The following is a 15,318-nucleotide window of genomic DNA, read 5'->3' as shown; positions in this document are numbered from 1 at the left end:
CGGCTATGGTGATAAGGGGGGCAGGGCGCCCCCCTTTTTCGTGTGTCTATGGCGACTGCAAGTCGCATGAGGGTGATAAGGAGAAGCACTGTGCGTCTCTTGGCTTGGGGGTGAACCCAGACAGCGCGCGCTGTTCCGGGCAAAGGTGTGGGTTAATTGTCCGGAGAACCGCGTGATCCTCCCGCATGGACCCTGCTCTTGTGGTCTGCGGAGGCTGGCCCCTCGGGCGTGACACAGGTTAGACATGGCGCAGAATGCTCCCCCTTTTTCCTGCGCGGAGATGGCATGGCGAAATATCAGGATCTGTCCCGCTTCAGGGTGCCCGAAGGGTTTCGGGGCCGCTCGGGTTTGTATGTGCAGCTGTGGTGGCTGGTTCAGGCGGTGCTGATTGGCCTGTCGCCGCAGCCGCTTTATGGCTGGCGGGCCTGGCTCTGGCGGCGGTTCGGGGCCGAGGTGGGACAGGGCGTGAAAATCCGTCCCTCGGCGCGGGTGACCTACCCGTGGAAGGTGCGGCTGGGGGATCATGTCTGGATCGGGGATCGGGCGGAGCTTTATTCGCTCGACCGGATCGAGATCGGCGACAACGCCTGCATCTCGCAGGATTGCTACCTGTGCACCGGCTCGCATGACCCGCGCAGCGTTGATTTCCGCTATGACTGTGCGCCGATCCGGATCGAGCCGGAGGTCTGGCTGGCGGCGGGCTGTTTTGTCGGCCCCGGCGTGACGGTGGGCCTGGGCACGGTCATCGGTGCGCGCTCACTGGTCCTTCGGGATGTGCCGGAAGGCCGGATGGCGGCGGGTAATCCTTTGCGCGATCTTGGTGCGCGAGAGGCGCGCGACAGCGATTAGGTGTTAAGGGGGCAGCAGCGTAGGGGGCGTCCCGGGCTTAGCGCACCGCCCTTTCCGCAGTGCGGAAAATGGCCACTTTGAGCCCAGACCTACCCAATGCTGCACAGCGGACAAATGTCTCAATGTCGTTCAATCGCTGTCTTTTGCGCCCAGAAATTGAGAAGCGGCACCCAACAGCACCATCGGCAGGAACGTCACTAAAGTCAGTGAGCCGAGATACCACGAGATAGTATACGTCAGCCAAGAGACTTCGGTATCGTTTCCATGAGAGGACACGAAGTATCGTCCCTCAGTTGAAAAGCCATTGAGAGCATCCCCACCAACTATCAATGAAAACACGGCAAAGAGTACAAACGATGGGACAGCGATTAACGCGAGACCCGCGCTAGCTGTCCCTAGGGCATTGCTTCGTATCGTGTTCTTTGTCTTCATTGAAGTCTGCAAACCGAAACAAAAACTCATAGTTCCTTCACAGCTACACTAACGGACATAGACTTCCGCGAACAGGGCTGGGCCCCATTTTCGATGAAGGCGCTTTCCAGAAGCAGACGTTCACATGGCAAGCTCAAATGGCGGCTCTGTCCCGCGCAGCCGACCTTGACCGTCCCTGTTGATTGGCTGTCTGCCTTGATCAACACCACTGTCATGCGGATTAAAGCCCCGGCCCTCACCCCTCCATAATCGCGACAAGCCCGTCCAGCATGGCCTCTTCGGAGAAATGTTCCTGCACATGGGCCCGCGCCATCGCGCCGATCTCATCCCAGCGCGCGCGCTCTGCCAGCGCCCGCCGCAGGCCCTCCGCATAGGCCTCCTTGGTCGGCTCAGACATCAGCCAGCCGGTTTGCCCGTCGACAATCGTCTCGGATGGCCCGCCCGCCGCATGGGCCAGCACCGGCTTGCCCATAGCCATGGCTTCGATCACCGACAGGCCAAAGGGCTCGGGGTCGAGCCTTGTGTTCAGCGCCACATCGCAAAGCGCCAGCCAGGGCACCACCTCCGCCTGCGGGCCGGGCAGGTGCACGCGGGTCTCAAGTCCAAGCGCCCGGATGCGGGCCTGAAGCTCTTGGCCAAAGCGGCTCTCCAGAGGCCCACCGCAGATCAGCACATGGGCGTCCCGAACCTGTGCCAGCGCCTCGACCAGCACGCCTTGCCCCTTCTCCGGGGTGAGCCGGGCAAAGACGCCAAAGAGCGGGGCCTCTTCCGGGATGCCCAGATCAGCCCGGCTCAGCACCCCCGCGCCCGCCCCCGGCGCAAATTCGGCGGTGTCGATGCCCAGATGCAGCACGTGACGCGGGTAGCGGCCCGCGCCGAGGCTTTCATCGGTGTGGTGTGAATTGGCCACCGGGATCAGCGGACCAAGCCGGAACAGCGCGCGATAGATGCGCCGGTTGAGATCAAGCGCATAGCCGCCGCTGACCGTGTTCGGCATCATCCAGAAGGCGCGCACCCCGGCCCCCGCCTGCCGTGCGGCGAGAGACGCCAGCGGCGTGGCGAGCGGGCTTTGCAGGATGATGTCAGACACGCCCCGTGCGCGGATCTCCCCGGCCAGCCTGCTCGAAAGGCGCATCTGCGACAGCCCGCGCGCGCCAAGCGCCCGCAGCCGGCCCAGAACACCGCCGCCGGGCAGCGGGGTGGGGCTCGGCAGGATCAGCACTTCGACCCCCTGCGCCGTCCAGCGGGCGCGCAGATCGGGGTTGTCGCGCAGCAGCACGGCGGTGATCCGCGCCCCGCGCCGGGACAGGCCACGCCGCAGCGTCTCCCAGACCCGCATCACCCCGTAGCCTTCCCCGCCTTCGAGCAGGAACAGCAGGTGCCTGGGATCGGGGGCCGGGCGGCTCATGCGGGTTTGCGCTTTCTGCGGTTCCTGATCAGGCCGATCATGGCCGTCACAAGCTCGCGGTTGATCAGCCATTGCGCGCCGAGGAAGGCCAGAACGGCGGCGCCGGTCTCCAGCAGGGGCCGCAGGATCAGCGTGCTTTCCCCGGAGATCACATGCCGCCACGGATCAATCATGATCAGCACCGCGACAATCACCAGGTAGCTACCGAAACAGCGGATGAAGAACCCGGCCACGCGGGTCACCGACAGGCCGATCAGCCGCGCCGCCAGCGGGAAGGCCAGCATCCCGCTCATGGCGCGCTGGCAGGCCACGGCGATGGCCGCGCCGTTCATGCCGCCGAAATAGACCCCGATCAGGGCACAGATCACCACAAAACCCGCATCCCACAGCAGCACCAGAAGCCGCCAGCCCCAGGCGCCCTGCGATTCAAACACCACGCCCGCGAGGTTCGAGGTCAGGCGGATCGGCAGGGCCACGGCGATGGCGACGATGACAAGGATGCTCGGATCCCATTTGCCGCCCCAGACCAGGTGGATCATCACCGGGGCAAAGCCGATGACGGAGAGGCTCAGCAGGCTCATCAGCATGGTCGTCGCCCCGCCGATGCGCAGGTATTGCCGCCGGAGCTGGGGCATGTCGGCCTTGAGCTGCGCGAACAGCGGCATCAGCGTCTGGTTCACCCCGACCGAGATCATCGTGGTCAGATTCACCAGGATCACGAAGCCGAAATAGTAATAGCCCAGCTCTTCGGGGGTGAGGATATCGCCAAGCGCGAGGTAATCACCCTTCATCCCCAGCGCCAGCAGGAAGCCCGAGCCCAGCACCCAGCGCAGCTCGACCAGCATGCGCAGGAAGGTGCGCGGCGCGATGCGCCAGCTGACCTTGGTCTGCGGCGTCTTGCGGATCAGCATCAGCACGAAAAACGCCGCGCCAAGGCTCATCGCCGCGGCCATGGTATAGCCCCCGGCCCCGAGCGCCGCCGCCCCCACCAACACCACGTAGTAGAAGAACGAGCGCTGCACCTCCACGAGGCTGAGATCGCGAAAGCGCAGATCGATGCTGAGCGCGGCGATGTAGATGGTCGAGATTGCCGAGAGCGGCAGGCTGAAGGCGGCCAGCGCGATCATCCAGAACAGCGGCCGGATCTCGTAAAACTGCTGAAAGACAAACCCCACCACCACAAACAGCGCCATGCCGATCAGCCCGAGCCAGAGCGCAAAGGCCGAATGGCTGGGCAGCAGCTCGTCATATTGGTCCTGTTTCGCGATCAGCACCTTGCCGACGCCGGAATTCTGGAAGCCGTTGACGAAGATCAGCGCCGAGCCAAGCATGGCAAAGACCGCGTAGGTCTCGACCGCCAGCAGGTAGCCAAGCGCGATCTGGCTGACAAAGGACAGCGCCTTGGCCACAAGCAGCGCCAGCGCGGTCCAGGCCATGCCCTTGGCGGCGGTGCGCCCGGAGGCGGCGGGCCGTTGGTTTGGCGTCTCGCTCATCGGCTCAGATCTTCACCGCGCGGGAGAGATGCTCCCAGACCGGCAGGCTTTGCAGATACCCGTCCGTGTCAATCTCCACCGGGGTCTCGTTGGCCCCGGCCCATGTGTCATGGGCGTCGATCAGCGCCGTGATGTTCGCCATGTCCACCGCGTCGCCGTTCAGCACGTTGAAGCTCTGGGCCACATCCGCAAAGGGGGTCTCGGTCTTGAGCCAGTCGACCATGGTAAAGGCCTTGCGGCTGTAGGCGACAAAGCAGGTGGCCTTGCCTTGGGTCAGCGCATTGAGGCAGCCGTGCATGCGCGCGCCGATGAACAGATCCACGCCGCCGATCACCGCGCCGATCTTCGCAAAGGACATCTCGCCGCGATAGACGGTGACCTTCTCGGCGATCTGCGGCGGCAGCGCCTTGTAGAGCGTCTCCAGCGCGGCCGGGTCATGCTGGGTGCCCGCCCCGCCACGGGAGGCCACATGCGGGATGTACGTGACCTCGTAACCGGCTTCGACCAGCCCTTCGGTGAGCGCGGCAAAGCGGGTGACGCTCTCTTCCCCGAATTCCTTGATCAGGAAAGGGGTGAAGTTGAGGCCGATGCGCTTGATCTTTGTCCGGGCCATGCTGGCATGAGGGCGCAGGGAGAAGATCGGATCGGGGAAAACCTCGGTATTGCCGATAATCCCGTGCCCGCCCAGATATTCATGCGTGCCCTTGTCGCGCACCACCAGCAGGTGGAAGCGTTTCAGGTGATCAAGCAGGGTCCTGCGCTCGCCCTCCGAAAGGATCTCGAAGCGCTCCATATTGGCGCCGAACATCATCACCGGGATCTTGTTGCGGGTGGCGTAGCTTTCAAAACCCAGCCAGTCCTCGGGCAGGGCATCGCCGAACATGGTGTAGATATCGCCCCCCACCGAGACAAACAGATCCGCATCGCGCGCCCTGGCCGAGGCAAAGCGCGGCGTCCAGTGCGAGACAAACAGCCCGGTCTTGCGCAGCACCCCGCGCAGGTAGCGCTTCCACTCCAGCATCGGCACCACCTCGACATTGGGCAGATCGGACAAGAGGGCGCGGTCTTCCTCGGGGTGATAGCTCTGCACCACAAAGCGCAGATCGTGCTGCGGGAAGGCGCGTGTCAGAAAGGCGATGGAGCCGCGAATGATGATCTCGCAGCCGATGTTGCTCAGAAGCTGGTAGGAAAAGACGATTTTCTTGGCGGGCATGGGGTGTCCTCGTGTCGGCGGCTTCAGAACCGGAAGGTCTGAACGTCAAGGCGTTTGGAGATCGGCACGACGCAGTCCTCGGCGGCATGGCCGCAGGCGATCATCATCACCGGAAAGAACCGCTCCTCGACCCCGAGCCCGCGGATCACCTTCCGTGCCATCTTGTGCGAGACGCAGAGGTTGAGACAGCACGAGCCGATGTTGCGGACGTTCAGCGCATTCACCAGCGCGCCGGAGAAGATGCCCGCATCGACGAAAGGTTCGAACAGCTCGTATTCCTCGACAAAGGCCGTGGTGTCGGCCAGCACCACCAGAAGCGTACCGATGGTCTGGTCAAACCCCTTGTTGCCCGCCTGCAGGTTCAGCATCCTGCGCACCATGTCCGGCTCCTGCACCACCGCCACGGCCCAGGGCTGGCGGTTGCAGACCGAAGGGCTGAGATTGGCCAGCGCGATGGCCTCGTCGATCAGCGCCGGGTCAACCGGTTCGGGGCTGAAGTTGCGCACGGACCGGCGGGTACTGACCAGCCGGTCGTAGATCGCCTGTTCGTTGGCACCAACAGCCGGGCGCGGGGCGATGGTGCCGCCCAGATCCGGGTCCACGTCCGTTCGCCCGGCGAGGGAGTCGGCAACCTCCTGGGTCAGCGGATCGCTGACCCCTTCGCGCGCGTGCCAGGCGACATAGCTGCCCAGAACGCTTTGCCCCACGGCAATGGCCGGGGCATTGCCGGGCGTGCCGGCGCTGGCAGCCATCTCGCTGCGCAGATGGTCGATCTTGGCCCGGCCAAAGAAGTGCCGCACCGCAGGCAGGGAAAGCCCTTTTTCGACCGTATGCGCCTCGCGCAGGATCCAGGCGCGCGAGGCGGTCTGATTGTAGCCGCGCACAAAGGCCCCGGACTGGCGCATGTAGTGGCGCGTCCAGTGGAATGCCTTGATCCAGCAAAGAACGAGGCGCGTGACGCGCCATTTTCTGAAGCTACTCATGCAGGGCATCCATCTTCTGTGGCGGGAAAAGCAGGCCGACCGGTCCGGTACCATTGTGGTCTGTTCCGAAAGAGATCCAATATATCTCCGGGGAAGGCGTTATCATGAAAGTGGTTTCCTTTGCCCTAGAGGCGGCGCGCCCCGCTGCGCAAGGGAAAAGGCGCGGAACAGGCGAAAAAGGCGGCGCGGCGGGTCATGGTGCCCTGTGGGCGTGCGGTCTGTCCCGTGTCTGCCCGCCCCGGCCAAGCCGCAGGCGCAAAAGAATGAACCACAGCGCCAGCAGGAACAGCGAGGAGGCGGGGGCGGCGATGATCCCCAGAAGCGGCCCGCGCCCGATGATCGGGGCAAAGCCCGCAAGGATGATCGCGACCATCGCCACCAGCGGACGGGTGGCGGCCTCGTAGATGTCATCAAGGCTGCGCACCGCCCAGCCAATGAGCCCCATCCCGAGCACCGCCCCGACATAGTGGAAATCGGCAAAGAACTCCGCGGGCAGCGGCGCGCTGATGTTGAGGAAGTGATAGCCTGCGGTATCGGCGGCCTCGGAGCCGGTGGGCTGGTACTTGCCGCTCCAGATCGAGCGCGGCACAAAGAACAGCAGCGAGGACAGAAGCCGCCCGCCAAAGGCCAGCCCGCTTTCGCCCACCAGCCCCATCACGTTCACCGCCGCCTGCACCCCGTCGTAATCGCCATGCAGCATGGATTGCAGCGGCGAGGTCAGCGAGACTTCGAAGTTCAGGCTTTCGCTGCGGCGGTTGTAGGCCTGCAGCACCGGGAAGACGAAGAAGAGCAGCAAGGGCGCGGCGGCAAAGAGCAGCACCTTCCAGCGCCGGAACCAGCCGGAAAAGGCGCTCATCAGCACCGCGAGGATGGTCGCCACCAGCCAGAAGCGTGGCAGGGCGGGGGGAAAGTTGGCAATCGCCAGCGTCACGCAGGAAAGGCCAAAGGCGCTGACCGTGAGCACGTCGCGCTGGCGCATCCGCCAGAGCACGAAGCCGGAGATGGCAAAGGCGGCGATGGCGAGACCACGGGTCAGGGTAAAGGCCAGCCCGATCCCCGACACGCCCCCCGCGCCCGCCGATTGCGCGAGGCTGGTGGTAAAGCGTGTGCCGATGAACGAGAGCGGCCCGTAGCGCTGGACGTTCACCGCCAGGTAGGCAAAGGCCAGCAGGCAGACCGCGAAGGTCGCCCGCGACAGCGCGGCGCTGCGGGTGACAGAGAGAGCAGGGGCGGTGGTGCCGGGGGGCTCGGGCCGGGCGCTGGCCGTGCGGGCGAAGTAGCCGATGGCAAAGGCCACGGTGCTGACAAAGACCAGCGTCGCCGCATCGGGGATCAGCTCGCGCCGCACCGAGTTGTTGATCCAGTAGAACCGGTCACTGCGCAGCTGCATCAGCCCCGGCAGGATAAAGCCGTAGGTGGCATAAAGCAGGTAGGCAAAGCTGGTGGCCGAGAGGCTGCGGGCAAAGACCGCGTGGGAAAAGCAGGCCAGAGAGACGAGAAAGCTCGCCGCCAGCAGGAGCGAGGCCCCGGGATGTGCGTCGCCGGAGGCATAGACGGTGATCAGCGCAAGGCAGTTTATGAGGTAGAAGGGGATCATGGGTTGGTCGCGCCCGGAAAAGCGACCAGCGGGCAAGGCCCCGGACGGGCAGCGCGCAGGCGGCTTTTCGGGGGGCGTTTTGCAACGCTCATCCGGGAGCCCGTCTGTGCTCCCGCCCCGCTCATTTCTGCCGCAGCTCCGCCAGATCGCGTTCAAGGAACCAGGCGTAGGTCTCCTTGATACCGTCCTCCAGTCCGATCCGCGCCTGCCAACCCATGTCCTTCAGGCGGCCCACGTCCATCAGCTTGCGCGGGGTGCCGTCGGGTTTGCTTGGGTCGGTGCCGATGCGCCCCGCATAGCCCACCACGCGGGCGACGGTCTGGGCCAGTTCGAGGATGCTCACATCCTCCCCGCAGCCCACGTTGATATGCGAAAGCATCTCTTGGGTGTTCGCGTCATAAGCCTCTTTCGGCAGATCAAGCACAAACAAGGACGCTTCGGCCATGTCATCCACATGCAGGAACTCGCGCTTCGGCGTGCCGGTGCCCCAGATCACCACCTCTTCAAGACCATCCTCTTTGGCCTCATGGAAGCGGCGGATCAGCGCGGGCAGCACGTGGCTGTTTTCGGGGTGGAAGTTGTCGCCGGGGCCATAAAGATTGGTCGGCATGACCGAGCGGTAATCGCGCCCGTACTGGCGGTTGTAGCTCTCGCAAATCTTGATCCCGGCGATCTTGGCCACCGCGTAAGGCTCGTTCGTCGGCTCAAGCGTGCCGGTCAGCAGCGCATCCTCGCGCATCGGCTGGTCTGCGAACTTGGGGTAGATGCAGGAGGAGCCAAGCTGCAGCAGGCGCTGAACGCCGTTTGCATGGGCCTGATGGATCACGTTGCTCTGGATCATCAGGTTTTCATAGATGAACTGGCCCGGATAGGTGTTGTTGGCGATGATCCCGCCCACCTTGGCCGCCGCCAGAACCACAATGTCCGGCTTCTCGGTCGCCATGAAATCCGCCACCTGCGCCTGATTGGTCAGGTCCAGCTCCGCATGGGTGCGGGTGATCAGGCTCAGACCCTCGCCCGCCTCCCGGCGCGCCTCCAGACGGCGCAGGATCGCCCCGCCCACCATGCCGCGATGGCCTGCCACGTAGATCTTGGTCATGGGTCAGCCCTCCAGAGACACCGGCAGATCATAGCCGTGCTGTTTCAGCAGGGCATGGCGCTGTGCGGTCTTGAGATCGTCCGCGACCATCTCCGCGCACATCTCCTGCGCGGTGATCTCCGGCTCCCAGCCGAGCACCTCCTTGGCCTTGGCCGGATCGCCCAGAAGCGTCTCCACCTCGGCGGGGCGGAAATAGCGCGGGTCGATGCGCAGGATCACGTCGCCTTCCTTGACCGCCGGGGCCGTGTTCGAGGTCACGGCCGCCACACGGGCGATCTCGTCCACCCCCTCCCCGGAGAATTCCAGCTCGATGCCCAGCTCCTTGGCTGACCACTGGATGAACTCGCGCACGCTGTACTGCACGCCTGTGGCAATCACGAAATCCTCGGGGGCGTCCTGCTGCAGCATCATCCACTGCATGCGCACGTAATCCTTGGCATGGCCCCAGTCGCGCAGCGCGTCGATGTTGCCCATGTAAAGACAGTCTTCGAGACCCTGCGCGATGTTCGCGAGGCCACGGGTGATCTTGCGCGTGACAAAGGTCTCGCCGCGGCGCGGGCTCTCGTGGTTGAACAGGATGCCGTTGCAGGCATACATCCCGTAGCTCTCGCGGTAGTTCACCGCGATCCAATAGGCATACAGCTTGGCCACCGCATAGGGGCTGCGCGGGTGGAACGGCGTGGTCTCGCGCTGCGGGATTTCCTGCACGAGGCCATAGAGTTCGGACGTGGACGCCTGATAAAACCGGGTCTTTTTCTCAAGGCCCAGAAAGCGGATCGCCTCCAAAAGACGCAGCGCCCCGATGCCGTCCACATCCGCCGTGTATTCGGGCGCTTCAAAGCTCACTGCCACATGGCTCTGCGCGCCCAGGTTATAGACCTCATCGGGCTGCACCTCAGCGATGATGCGGGTGAGGTTCGAGGTGTCGGTCAGATCGCCGTAATGCAGCTGGAAATTCTGATTGGTGGTGTGCGGATCCTGATAGATGTGATCGACCCGCTGGGTGTTGAACAGCGAGGCGCGGCGCTTGATCCCGTGCACCTCATAGCCCTTTTCCAGCAGAAACTCCGCCAGATAGGAGCCATCCTGCCCGGTAATGCCCGTAATCAATGCCTTTTTCATCGTATGTCCTGTCCCTCGGGGCGGCTCCGGCGCAGCGTCCGGCGCCCCTTTCGTTCAAATGAAACCGGGGATGCTTGTACGAAGGCAGGCGGGGCAGGGGCAAGGGGTGAGTTCGCAGCCACAGGGCCGCGCATGCCGGAGTGGTTAAAGGCTGTGCGGTTTGGGGGTTAGATCGTGCTCGTAGTCTGCGACGCGTGGGTGGATGGTGGGCGTTTGGGGTGTCACGCCAAAGGGCTTTGCCGCCTCCTGCAACTCCTCGAACAAGGCAACGGCCTCTTTGCGAACGCGCACCGTACTTTTCAGGCGCGCGTGCCGCCTCGCCTTGTTCTCTTTGTTTTTCTCTGGATTAGAAGTTTCTTCGCTGTCGAAAATTTCAGAAATGCGTTCATTGATGGCATAGACGTGGCTGCGCAGGCGGATGAAGGGGGTAAGCATCACAGCCGGTAGGCGGGATGTCTCGAATTCGCGCAGCGCAAGGATCATCTCGGTGGTCCGGTCTCCCTGCAAGGACAGGATTTTCCCTGATCCGGGCGGCATCAACGCGGCTTCCAGACGTCCACCGACAGTTTCAAGCGCCTCGAAGGCGAGAAGCTGAGCGGCCTGCGCCACGGCGGCCCGCTCGCTTTGCAGCTGGTCTTGCTGCGCCTTGGCCTGATTATTGGCAACGGTGAAACCGACGACGATGGCAAGGGTGGCCCCGACCGCCTGCACCCAGGCTGATAGCTCCCCATAGAGCACGTGTTTCAGGAGATAGCCGATGCCAGATGCAATGACCATTATGACAAGGGTCACCAAAACAATTTTTGCAACATCATCGAGTTGAAGAGGTTTCATAAGGGTCTCGTCAAATCAACACAGGCGGGTATCGGATTGATATGGAATTCGGTCATGATCCCGAGAGGATGTCCAGAGGCAATGCGCCAGCAATGGCCCTCCCGCTTGATCGCCGCACGGCCCGCGCCCTATGCTCCCCACCAGCGACCCTTTGAGGACAACACAATGGTGCAGGCACTCGGGATTGGGGGGATTTTCTTTCGGGCCAAAGACCCGGCGGCGCTGGCGGCGTGGTACGAGGCGCATCTGGGCGTCAATCCCGTGCCCACTGGCCCGGAGGGCACGCCGTGGATGACAGAGGCGGGGGTGACGGTCTTTGCGCCCTTTCCCGAAGACAGCGATTACTTCCCTGAAGACCGCGGCTTCATGCTCAATTTCCGCGTGGCGGATATCGAGGCAGCGGTGGCCGAGCTTGCCGCGGCGGGGATCGTGGTCAGCCACCGGCAGGACATGGACGGCATCGGCCGCTTCGCCCGCATCCACGACCCCGAAGGCAACCCCATCGAGCTTTGGCAGGCCATCCCCGCCTGACCTGCCCGGCCCGTGGCGCACAGCGGCAGATGCAGGTCAACACATGGCGCGGGTTCTGAGCCTGTGGCTGACAAAAGCGATGATGAGCATCAGGGCAATCAGGTAGGTCCCCGATGCGCCGAGCGGCACGCTGGAGATCGGCACCTGTGCGGCCACCGGGGTGCCGTCTTCCAGGGTGGCAAATTGCGGCACAAAGTTGAGGCTTGCCAGCACCTGGCTGTATCCGCCGCCCACCTTGAAGCTGAAGGCCCCGACCTCCAGCCCGACAAAGACGGTAGGAGAGGCCAGGTCAACCCGAACCGGCACCGCGATATTGCCGCCAAAGCCGTATGTATCGGCCCCGCTCGTCAGGGGATCCAGTGCGAAATCGATCAGGTCGCCGCTGAGGTCGATGGTCGAGGTGCGGCGGTTGACGAGGAAATCCACATCGGCAGAGGTGACGATGAAATCGGCGCTGGAGGCCAGTGAAATCCGGTAGTCCGCCGAGCCCGTCGCCTGGGTGAAGGTGCCGCCGTCCGGCGGGAAGTTGAAGAGCCCCGCAAGGCTGAAATTCAGATAGACGTCCACAAAAGACGCGCCTCCGGCATGCGCGCCCAGATTGGTGAAATGCACCGGGATATTGCTGGTCGAGGCATCGGCGGAGGGGCTGCCGTTTTCTTCCAGAACGCTGGTGCTGACCGCGACGCTTGTGGGCCGGGCGACGGCCTGGAACAGCGGATCAACCCCAACCGCCACGGCAGCCTGATCAATCCGGGAAAACAGGCTCTCGGAGTCGCCGGTTTTTGTCACGGTTGTATAGCTGCTCAACGTCGACAGCCGCCCGGAGGCTTCAAGCGTATAGGTGGCGGCCTGCGCGCCGCCGGCGCAGAGGCTCAAGGCCAGCGTGAGGGCAGAAAGGCGACGCGCGGCGACAAGCCTGCGCTTGAGATGTGTCAGGGGGCGGGGCATGGGTCCTGTCCTTTGGATTGCGTCGGGGGATGAGGCGGGCAGGCTCACCCTATTACAGAGAGTTACATTATAACGAATCGCCCATAGGTAATTGATTGGAAATGGAAACCAAATTGTATATCCGAAATTATATTTGTGATACCCTATCCCCATTCAAAACTATTCATTCAAACGGGGAGAATTACCCATGTGCCAGTGTCACAATCCGATCAATTGTATTATTCCACCGCATATGCTTGAGGTCATGCTGCTGCGCGGTGACAAATCCGTGCGCAAGATGGCCGAGGGTCTGATCAAGATCGGCGACAGCGTGCGCGAAGAGCGGGCGGCAAGCGCCGGGTCCGGGGTGGTGCCGAGCGCCGGGGGCGGCGGGACGTTCGTCTCCATGGCCATGGCGCAGGGGGCCGCGACGGGCCATACCTGCTACCGCGAGGTCTATGACGGCGAGGAAAAGGCCAGCCTGCCGGGCACGCTGGCCCGCAAGGAAGGCGATCCGGCCACCGGCGATGCCGAGGTGGACGCCGCCTATGACGGGGCCGGGGCGGTGTTCGATCTCTATTCGGAGGAATTCGGCCGCAATTCCATCGACGGTTTCGGCATGAAGATGCTCCAGACCGTCCACCACCGCCGCAATTACAACAACGCTTTCTGGAATGGCGCACAGATGGTCTATGGCGATGGCGACGGCCAGATCTTCCAGACCTTCACCGAATTGTCCGTGGTGGCCCATGAAATCTCGCACGGGGTTGTGCAGCATTCCGGCGGGCTGATCTACCAGGGGCAATCGGGTGCTCTGAACGAAAGCTATGCGGATGTCTTCGGCGCCATGACCCAGCAGCGCGCGCAGGGGCAGGACGTCTACGAGGCGGACTGGCTGGTGGGCAAGGGCATCCTCGGGCCGAACATCAACGGCATCGCCCTGCGGTCGATGAAAGCGCCGGGCATGGCCTATTCCGATGCGCTTCTGGGCAAGGACCCGCAGCCGTATCACATGGATTTCTACGTCAACACGACCTCGGACAACGGCGGGGTGCACATCAATTCGGGCATCCCGAACCACGCGTTTTACCTCTACTGCATGTACATGGGCGGCAAATCGTGGGAAAAACCCGGGCAGATCTGGTACAAGGCGCTGCAACAGATCAACAACCCGCACGCAACCTTCGGCGATTGGGCGGCCCAGACGCTCGATGCGGCGATCGACCTCTACGGTGCGGGCAGCTACGAGATGCTGATGCTGCGCCGGGCGTGGAACCTTGTGGGGATTGATGCGTAGGAGCGAAGCGTGGACATATTCTCGGCGGGATGCCTTGTGGTTCTGATCGAGATCAGCAAATCGGGTGGATTTGGCGGGCTGGCTGTGACCTCCCCGGCAAAATCCGTCACCCTTGCGGATTTGCCGGAGGCCCGCGCCCAGGCGCTTTGCGAGGCCTTCGATCCGGCGGCTCTGCGCGCCCTGTCAGACGGGCTGGCCACGCCGGGCCGCGCGGATACGCTGACCTATGAGATCACGGTGACGGATCACGCCGGGCGGCACCCGTTTGTACTCGACGAAACCCAGCTCTCCCCGCACATGCTCGATCTGATTGATGATGTGCTGGTGGGAAAGTGATCGGGCGACACCACGGGCGGTCCCCCGATCACGGCTGAAGCGTTTCGCTCAGGTCCGGCGGCGGCGGCGGGTGGCAAGCCCCAGCCCGCCAAGACCGGCGAGCAGCAAGGGCAGGGCGGCCGGGACCGGAACGGCAGCCGCTTCCACGATCTCGAACTGCACCCAGGCCCGGATCGAGCTTGGGAAAGCGCTGTCGTCAAAGGCATTGCCAAGGATATCCGTGGCCCCGGCGTAGCGCCCGTCATAATCGTGATGATAATCCCAGAAGACGTTGAAGCCTTCGCCGGGCGCAAGCAGGTAGCTCACGCTCTGGTAGGTGAAGCCGGTTGACGGAAAACCGAGCGCGCCGGGCTCCGGTGTCGGGGCCAGCCGGTAATCGGCGGCGGTGCTCTGCTGCCCGGCGACCCAGGTGAAATCGGCAGTTGTGCCCGAAGAGGTCAGCCGAAAGCGGTTGTCCCCGGAGGTGGCGCGGGAATCCCCGGCGATCCCCAGCATGGTGATCAGCAACTGGTCCCCTGCGGAAAACCCGGCGATGTCGCTCAGCGGGTCCACGCCGCTCATCAGGACCGAGACGGCCCCGGGGGTGCTGGTGGCCTGGGTTGCGCTGAACGTGCCGACAAGGTCGGTCCAGACATATTGCCCGCTGCCACTGTTGATCGTTGCGGCCTCTGCCGTTGGCGCGGCAAAGCTCCCGCACAGAGCCAGAACGGCGACCAGAAATCTGCGCATTGTGAATCCCCCCCTAAAAAGATCTGTCATCCCGGGTTCCGAGGCTAACGCCTGCGGAGAAAAACAAAAGCTCAAATGCGCATCCACGTTAGGGTCAGGACCCATTGATCTGCGATGCGCAGCAAGGAAAAATGCGCGGTATCAGGCGTTTGGGTTTCGCAGACAAGGCTGGTTGCCTTGGCAAGGAAGCCACGCGACTGAGAGCGTGCATTTCTCCTTGTCCGTCGCGCCGAAGGCGCGCCTACGCATTATGGCATGCCTTCGGCATGACGGATTTGACGGATTTTGCCCCAACCTGCGTTATAGAGCCTTGAAATAGATAACTATTCCTGCGGCTTTATGCCTAGTCTGGAGCAAAATCTGTCAAACTGCGCGTCGTAAATCAATGGGTCCTGACCCTAAGATCCCCCTGTGGCCGCGAAGCCGCGCTGGCGGGGCAGGGGCGCGCGCGCGGTGTTGACGGCGGCG

Annotated in this window: 15 protein-coding genes; 4 read left to right on the top strand and 11 right to left on the bottom strand. The window is 63.4% G+C overall.

The window, feature by feature from the left end; all coding sequences use genetic code 11:
- Positions 1-285: 285 nt before the first annotated feature.
- A complete protein-coding gene (locus E4662_RS23070; RefSeq protein WP_136443997.1) occupies positions 286-849 on the top strand; it encodes a putative colanic acid biosynthesis acetyltransferase in 564 nt (187 codons plus the stop codon).
- A gap of 129 nt (positions 850-978) precedes the next feature.
- Here the strand turns inward: E4662_RS23070 and E4662_RS23065 are convergent, their stop codons facing one another.
- The 9 genes from E4662_RS23065 to E4662_RS23025 form a co-directional block, all read right to left on the bottom strand.
- On the bottom strand, positions 979-1,281 hold the full coding sequence (locus E4662_RS23065; RefSeq protein ID WP_136443996.1) for a hypothetical protein: 303 nt from the start codon (positions 1,279-1,281) through the stop codon (positions 979-981).
- A 235-nt stretch (positions 1,282-1,516) separates the two neighbouring features.
- Positions 1,517-2,689 (bottom strand): glycosyltransferase family 4 protein, encoded by a 1,173-nt coding sequence (locus E4662_RS23060; protein WP_168798068.1) that lies wholly within the window; start codon positions 2,687-2,689, stop codon positions 1,517-1,519.
- On the bottom strand, positions 2,686-4,182 hold the full coding sequence (locus E4662_RS23055) for an oligosaccharide flippase family protein (protein WP_136443994.1): 1,497 nt from the start codon (positions 4,180-4,182) through the stop codon (positions 2,686-2,688). The genes E4662_RS23060 and E4662_RS23055 overlap by 4 nt, the downstream gene beginning before the upstream one ends.
- Before the next feature lie 4 nt (positions 4,183-4,186).
- On the bottom strand, positions 4,187-5,395 hold the full coding sequence (locus E4662_RS23050; RefSeq protein WP_136443993.1) for a polysaccharide pyruvyl transferase family protein: 1,209 nt from the start codon (positions 5,393-5,395) through the stop codon (positions 4,187-4,189).
- Positions 5,396-5,418: 23 nt separating this feature from the next.
- Positions 5,419-6,378, bottom strand: coding sequence for a nitroreductase family protein (locus E4662_RS23045; protein ID WP_168798067.1), 960 nt, complete (start codon positions 6,376-6,378; stop codon positions 5,419-5,421).
- Positions 6,379-6,571: 193 nt separating this feature from the next.
- A complete protein-coding gene (locus E4662_RS23040; protein ID WP_136443991.1) occupies positions 6,572-7,975 on the bottom strand; it encodes a hypothetical protein in 1,404 nt (467 codons plus the stop codon).
- Between the two features lie 121 nt (positions 7,976-8,096).
- Positions 8,097-9,074, bottom strand: coding sequence for a GDP-L-fucose synthase (fcl, locus tag E4662_RS23035; RefSeq protein ID WP_136443990.1), 978 nt, complete (start codon positions 9,072-9,074; stop codon positions 8,097-8,099).
- Between the two features lie 3 nt (positions 9,075-9,077).
- Positions 9,078-10,196, bottom strand: coding sequence for a GDP-mannose 4,6-dehydratase (gene gmd / locus E4662_RS23030; RefSeq protein WP_136443989.1), 1,119 nt, complete (start codon positions 10,194-10,196; stop codon positions 9,078-9,080).
- Positions 10,197-10,340: 144 nt separating this feature from the next.
- Positions 10,341-11,030, bottom strand: coding sequence for a hypothetical protein (locus E4662_RS23025; protein WP_136443988.1), 690 nt, complete (start codon positions 11,028-11,030; stop codon positions 10,341-10,343).
- A 165-nt stretch (positions 11,031-11,195) separates the two neighbouring features.
- On the opposite strand from E4662_RS23025, the gene E4662_RS23020 reads away from it, so the two are divergent.
- Positions 11,196-11,561 (top strand): VOC family protein, encoded by a 366-nt coding sequence (locus tag E4662_RS23020; RefSeq protein WP_136443987.1) that lies wholly within the window; start codon positions 11,196-11,198, stop codon positions 11,559-11,561.
- A gap of 36 nt (positions 11,562-11,597) precedes the next feature.
- Here the strand turns inward: E4662_RS23020 and E4662_RS23015 are convergent, their stop codons facing one another.
- Entirely contained in the window at positions 11,598-12,509 is a 912-nt protein-coding gene (locus E4662_RS23015) for a hypothetical protein (protein ID WP_136443986.1), read from the bottom strand.
- 187 nt (positions 12,510-12,696) lie between these two features.
- Between E4662_RS23015 and E4662_RS23010 the strand changes: the two genes are divergently transcribed.
- Together E4662_RS23010 and E4662_RS23005 are read left to right on the top strand one after the other, a co-directional pair.
- Complete coding sequence (locus E4662_RS23010) at positions 12,697-13,785, top strand: M4 family metallopeptidase (protein ID WP_136443985.1); 1,089 nt, start codon at positions 12,697-12,699, stop codon at positions 13,783-13,785.
- A gap of 9 nt (positions 13,786-13,794) precedes the next feature.
- The gene (locus tag E4662_RS23005) at positions 13,795-14,121 is read left to right on the top strand and encodes a protealysin inhibitor emfourin (protein ID WP_136443984.1); all 327 of its coding nucleotides are present in this window, start codon (positions 13,795-13,797) and stop codon (positions 14,119-14,121) included.
- Positions 14,122-14,169: 48 nt separating this feature from the next.
- Here the strand turns inward: E4662_RS23005 and E4662_RS23000 are convergent, their stop codons facing one another.
- Complete coding sequence (locus tag E4662_RS23000) at positions 14,170-14,850, bottom strand: VPLPA-CTERM sorting domain-containing protein (protein WP_206080349.1); 681 nt, start codon at positions 14,848-14,850, stop codon at positions 14,170-14,172.
- Positions 14,851-15,318: the final 468 nt, after the last annotated feature.

Source organism: Pacificoceanicola onchidii, from assembly GCF_004804335.1.
In the GTDB taxonomy this organism is placed as follows: Bacteria; Pseudomonadota; Alphaproteobacteria; order Rhodobacterales; family Rhodobacteraceae; genus Pacificoceanicola; species Pacificoceanicola onchidii.
This window is presented reverse-complemented; position numbering and strand designations above follow the sequence as displayed.

Excerpts from the sequence above, each read along its gene's own strand:
- E4662_RS23040 (WP_136443991.1), bottom strand. The coding sequence starts at position 7,975 with ATGATCCCCTTCTACCTCATAAACTGCCTTGCGCTGATCACCGTCTAT.
- E4662_RS23045 (WP_168798067.1), bottom strand. The coding sequence starts at position 6,378 with ATGAGTAGCTTCAGAAAATGGCGCGTCACGCGCCTCGTTCTTTGCTGG.
- E4662_RS23060 (WP_168798068.1), bottom strand. The coding sequence starts at position 2,689 with ATGAGCCGCCCGGCCCCCGATCCCAGGCACCTGCTGTTCCTGCTCGAA.
- E4662_RS23010 (WP_136443985.1), top strand. The coding sequence starts at position 12,697 with ATGTGCCAGTGTCACAATCCGATCAATTGTATTATTCCACCGCATATG.
- fcl (WP_136443990.1), bottom strand. The coding sequence starts at position 9,074 with ATGACCAAGATCTACGTGGCAGGCCATCGCGGCATGGTGGGCGGGGCG.
- gmd (WP_136443989.1), bottom strand. The coding sequence starts at position 10,196 with ATGAAAAAGGCATTGATTACGGGCATTACCGGGCAGGATGGCTCCTAT.
- E4662_RS23065 (WP_136443996.1), bottom strand. The coding sequence starts at position 1,281 with ATGAAGACAAAGAACACGATACGAAGCAATGCCCTAGGGACAGCTAGC.
- E4662_RS23000 (WP_206080349.1), bottom strand. The coding sequence starts at position 14,850 with ATGCGCAGATTTCTGGTCGCCGTTCTGGCTCTGTGCGGGAGCTTTGCC.
- E4662_RS23070 (WP_136443997.1), top strand. The coding sequence starts at position 286 with ATGGCGAAATATCAGGATCTGTCCCGCTTCAGGGTGCCCGAAGGGTTT.
- E4662_RS23050 (WP_136443993.1), bottom strand. The coding sequence starts at position 5,395 with ATGCCCGCCAAGAAAATCGTCTTTTCCTACCAGCTTCTGAGCAACATC.
- E4662_RS23015 (WP_136443986.1), bottom strand. The coding sequence starts at position 12,509 with ATGCCCCGCCCCCTGACACATCTCAAGCGCAGGCTTGTCGCCGCGCGT.
- E4662_RS23025 (WP_136443988.1), bottom strand. The coding sequence starts at position 11,030 with ATGAAACCTCTTCAACTCGATGATGTTGCAAAAATTGTTTTGGTGACC.
- E4662_RS23020 (WP_136443987.1), top strand. The coding sequence starts at position 11,196 with ATGGTGCAGGCACTCGGGATTGGGGGGATTTTCTTTCGGGCCAAAGAC.
- E4662_RS23055 (WP_136443994.1), bottom strand. The coding sequence starts at position 4,182 with ATGAGCGAGACGCCAAACCAACGGCCCGCCGCCTCCGGGCGCACCGCC.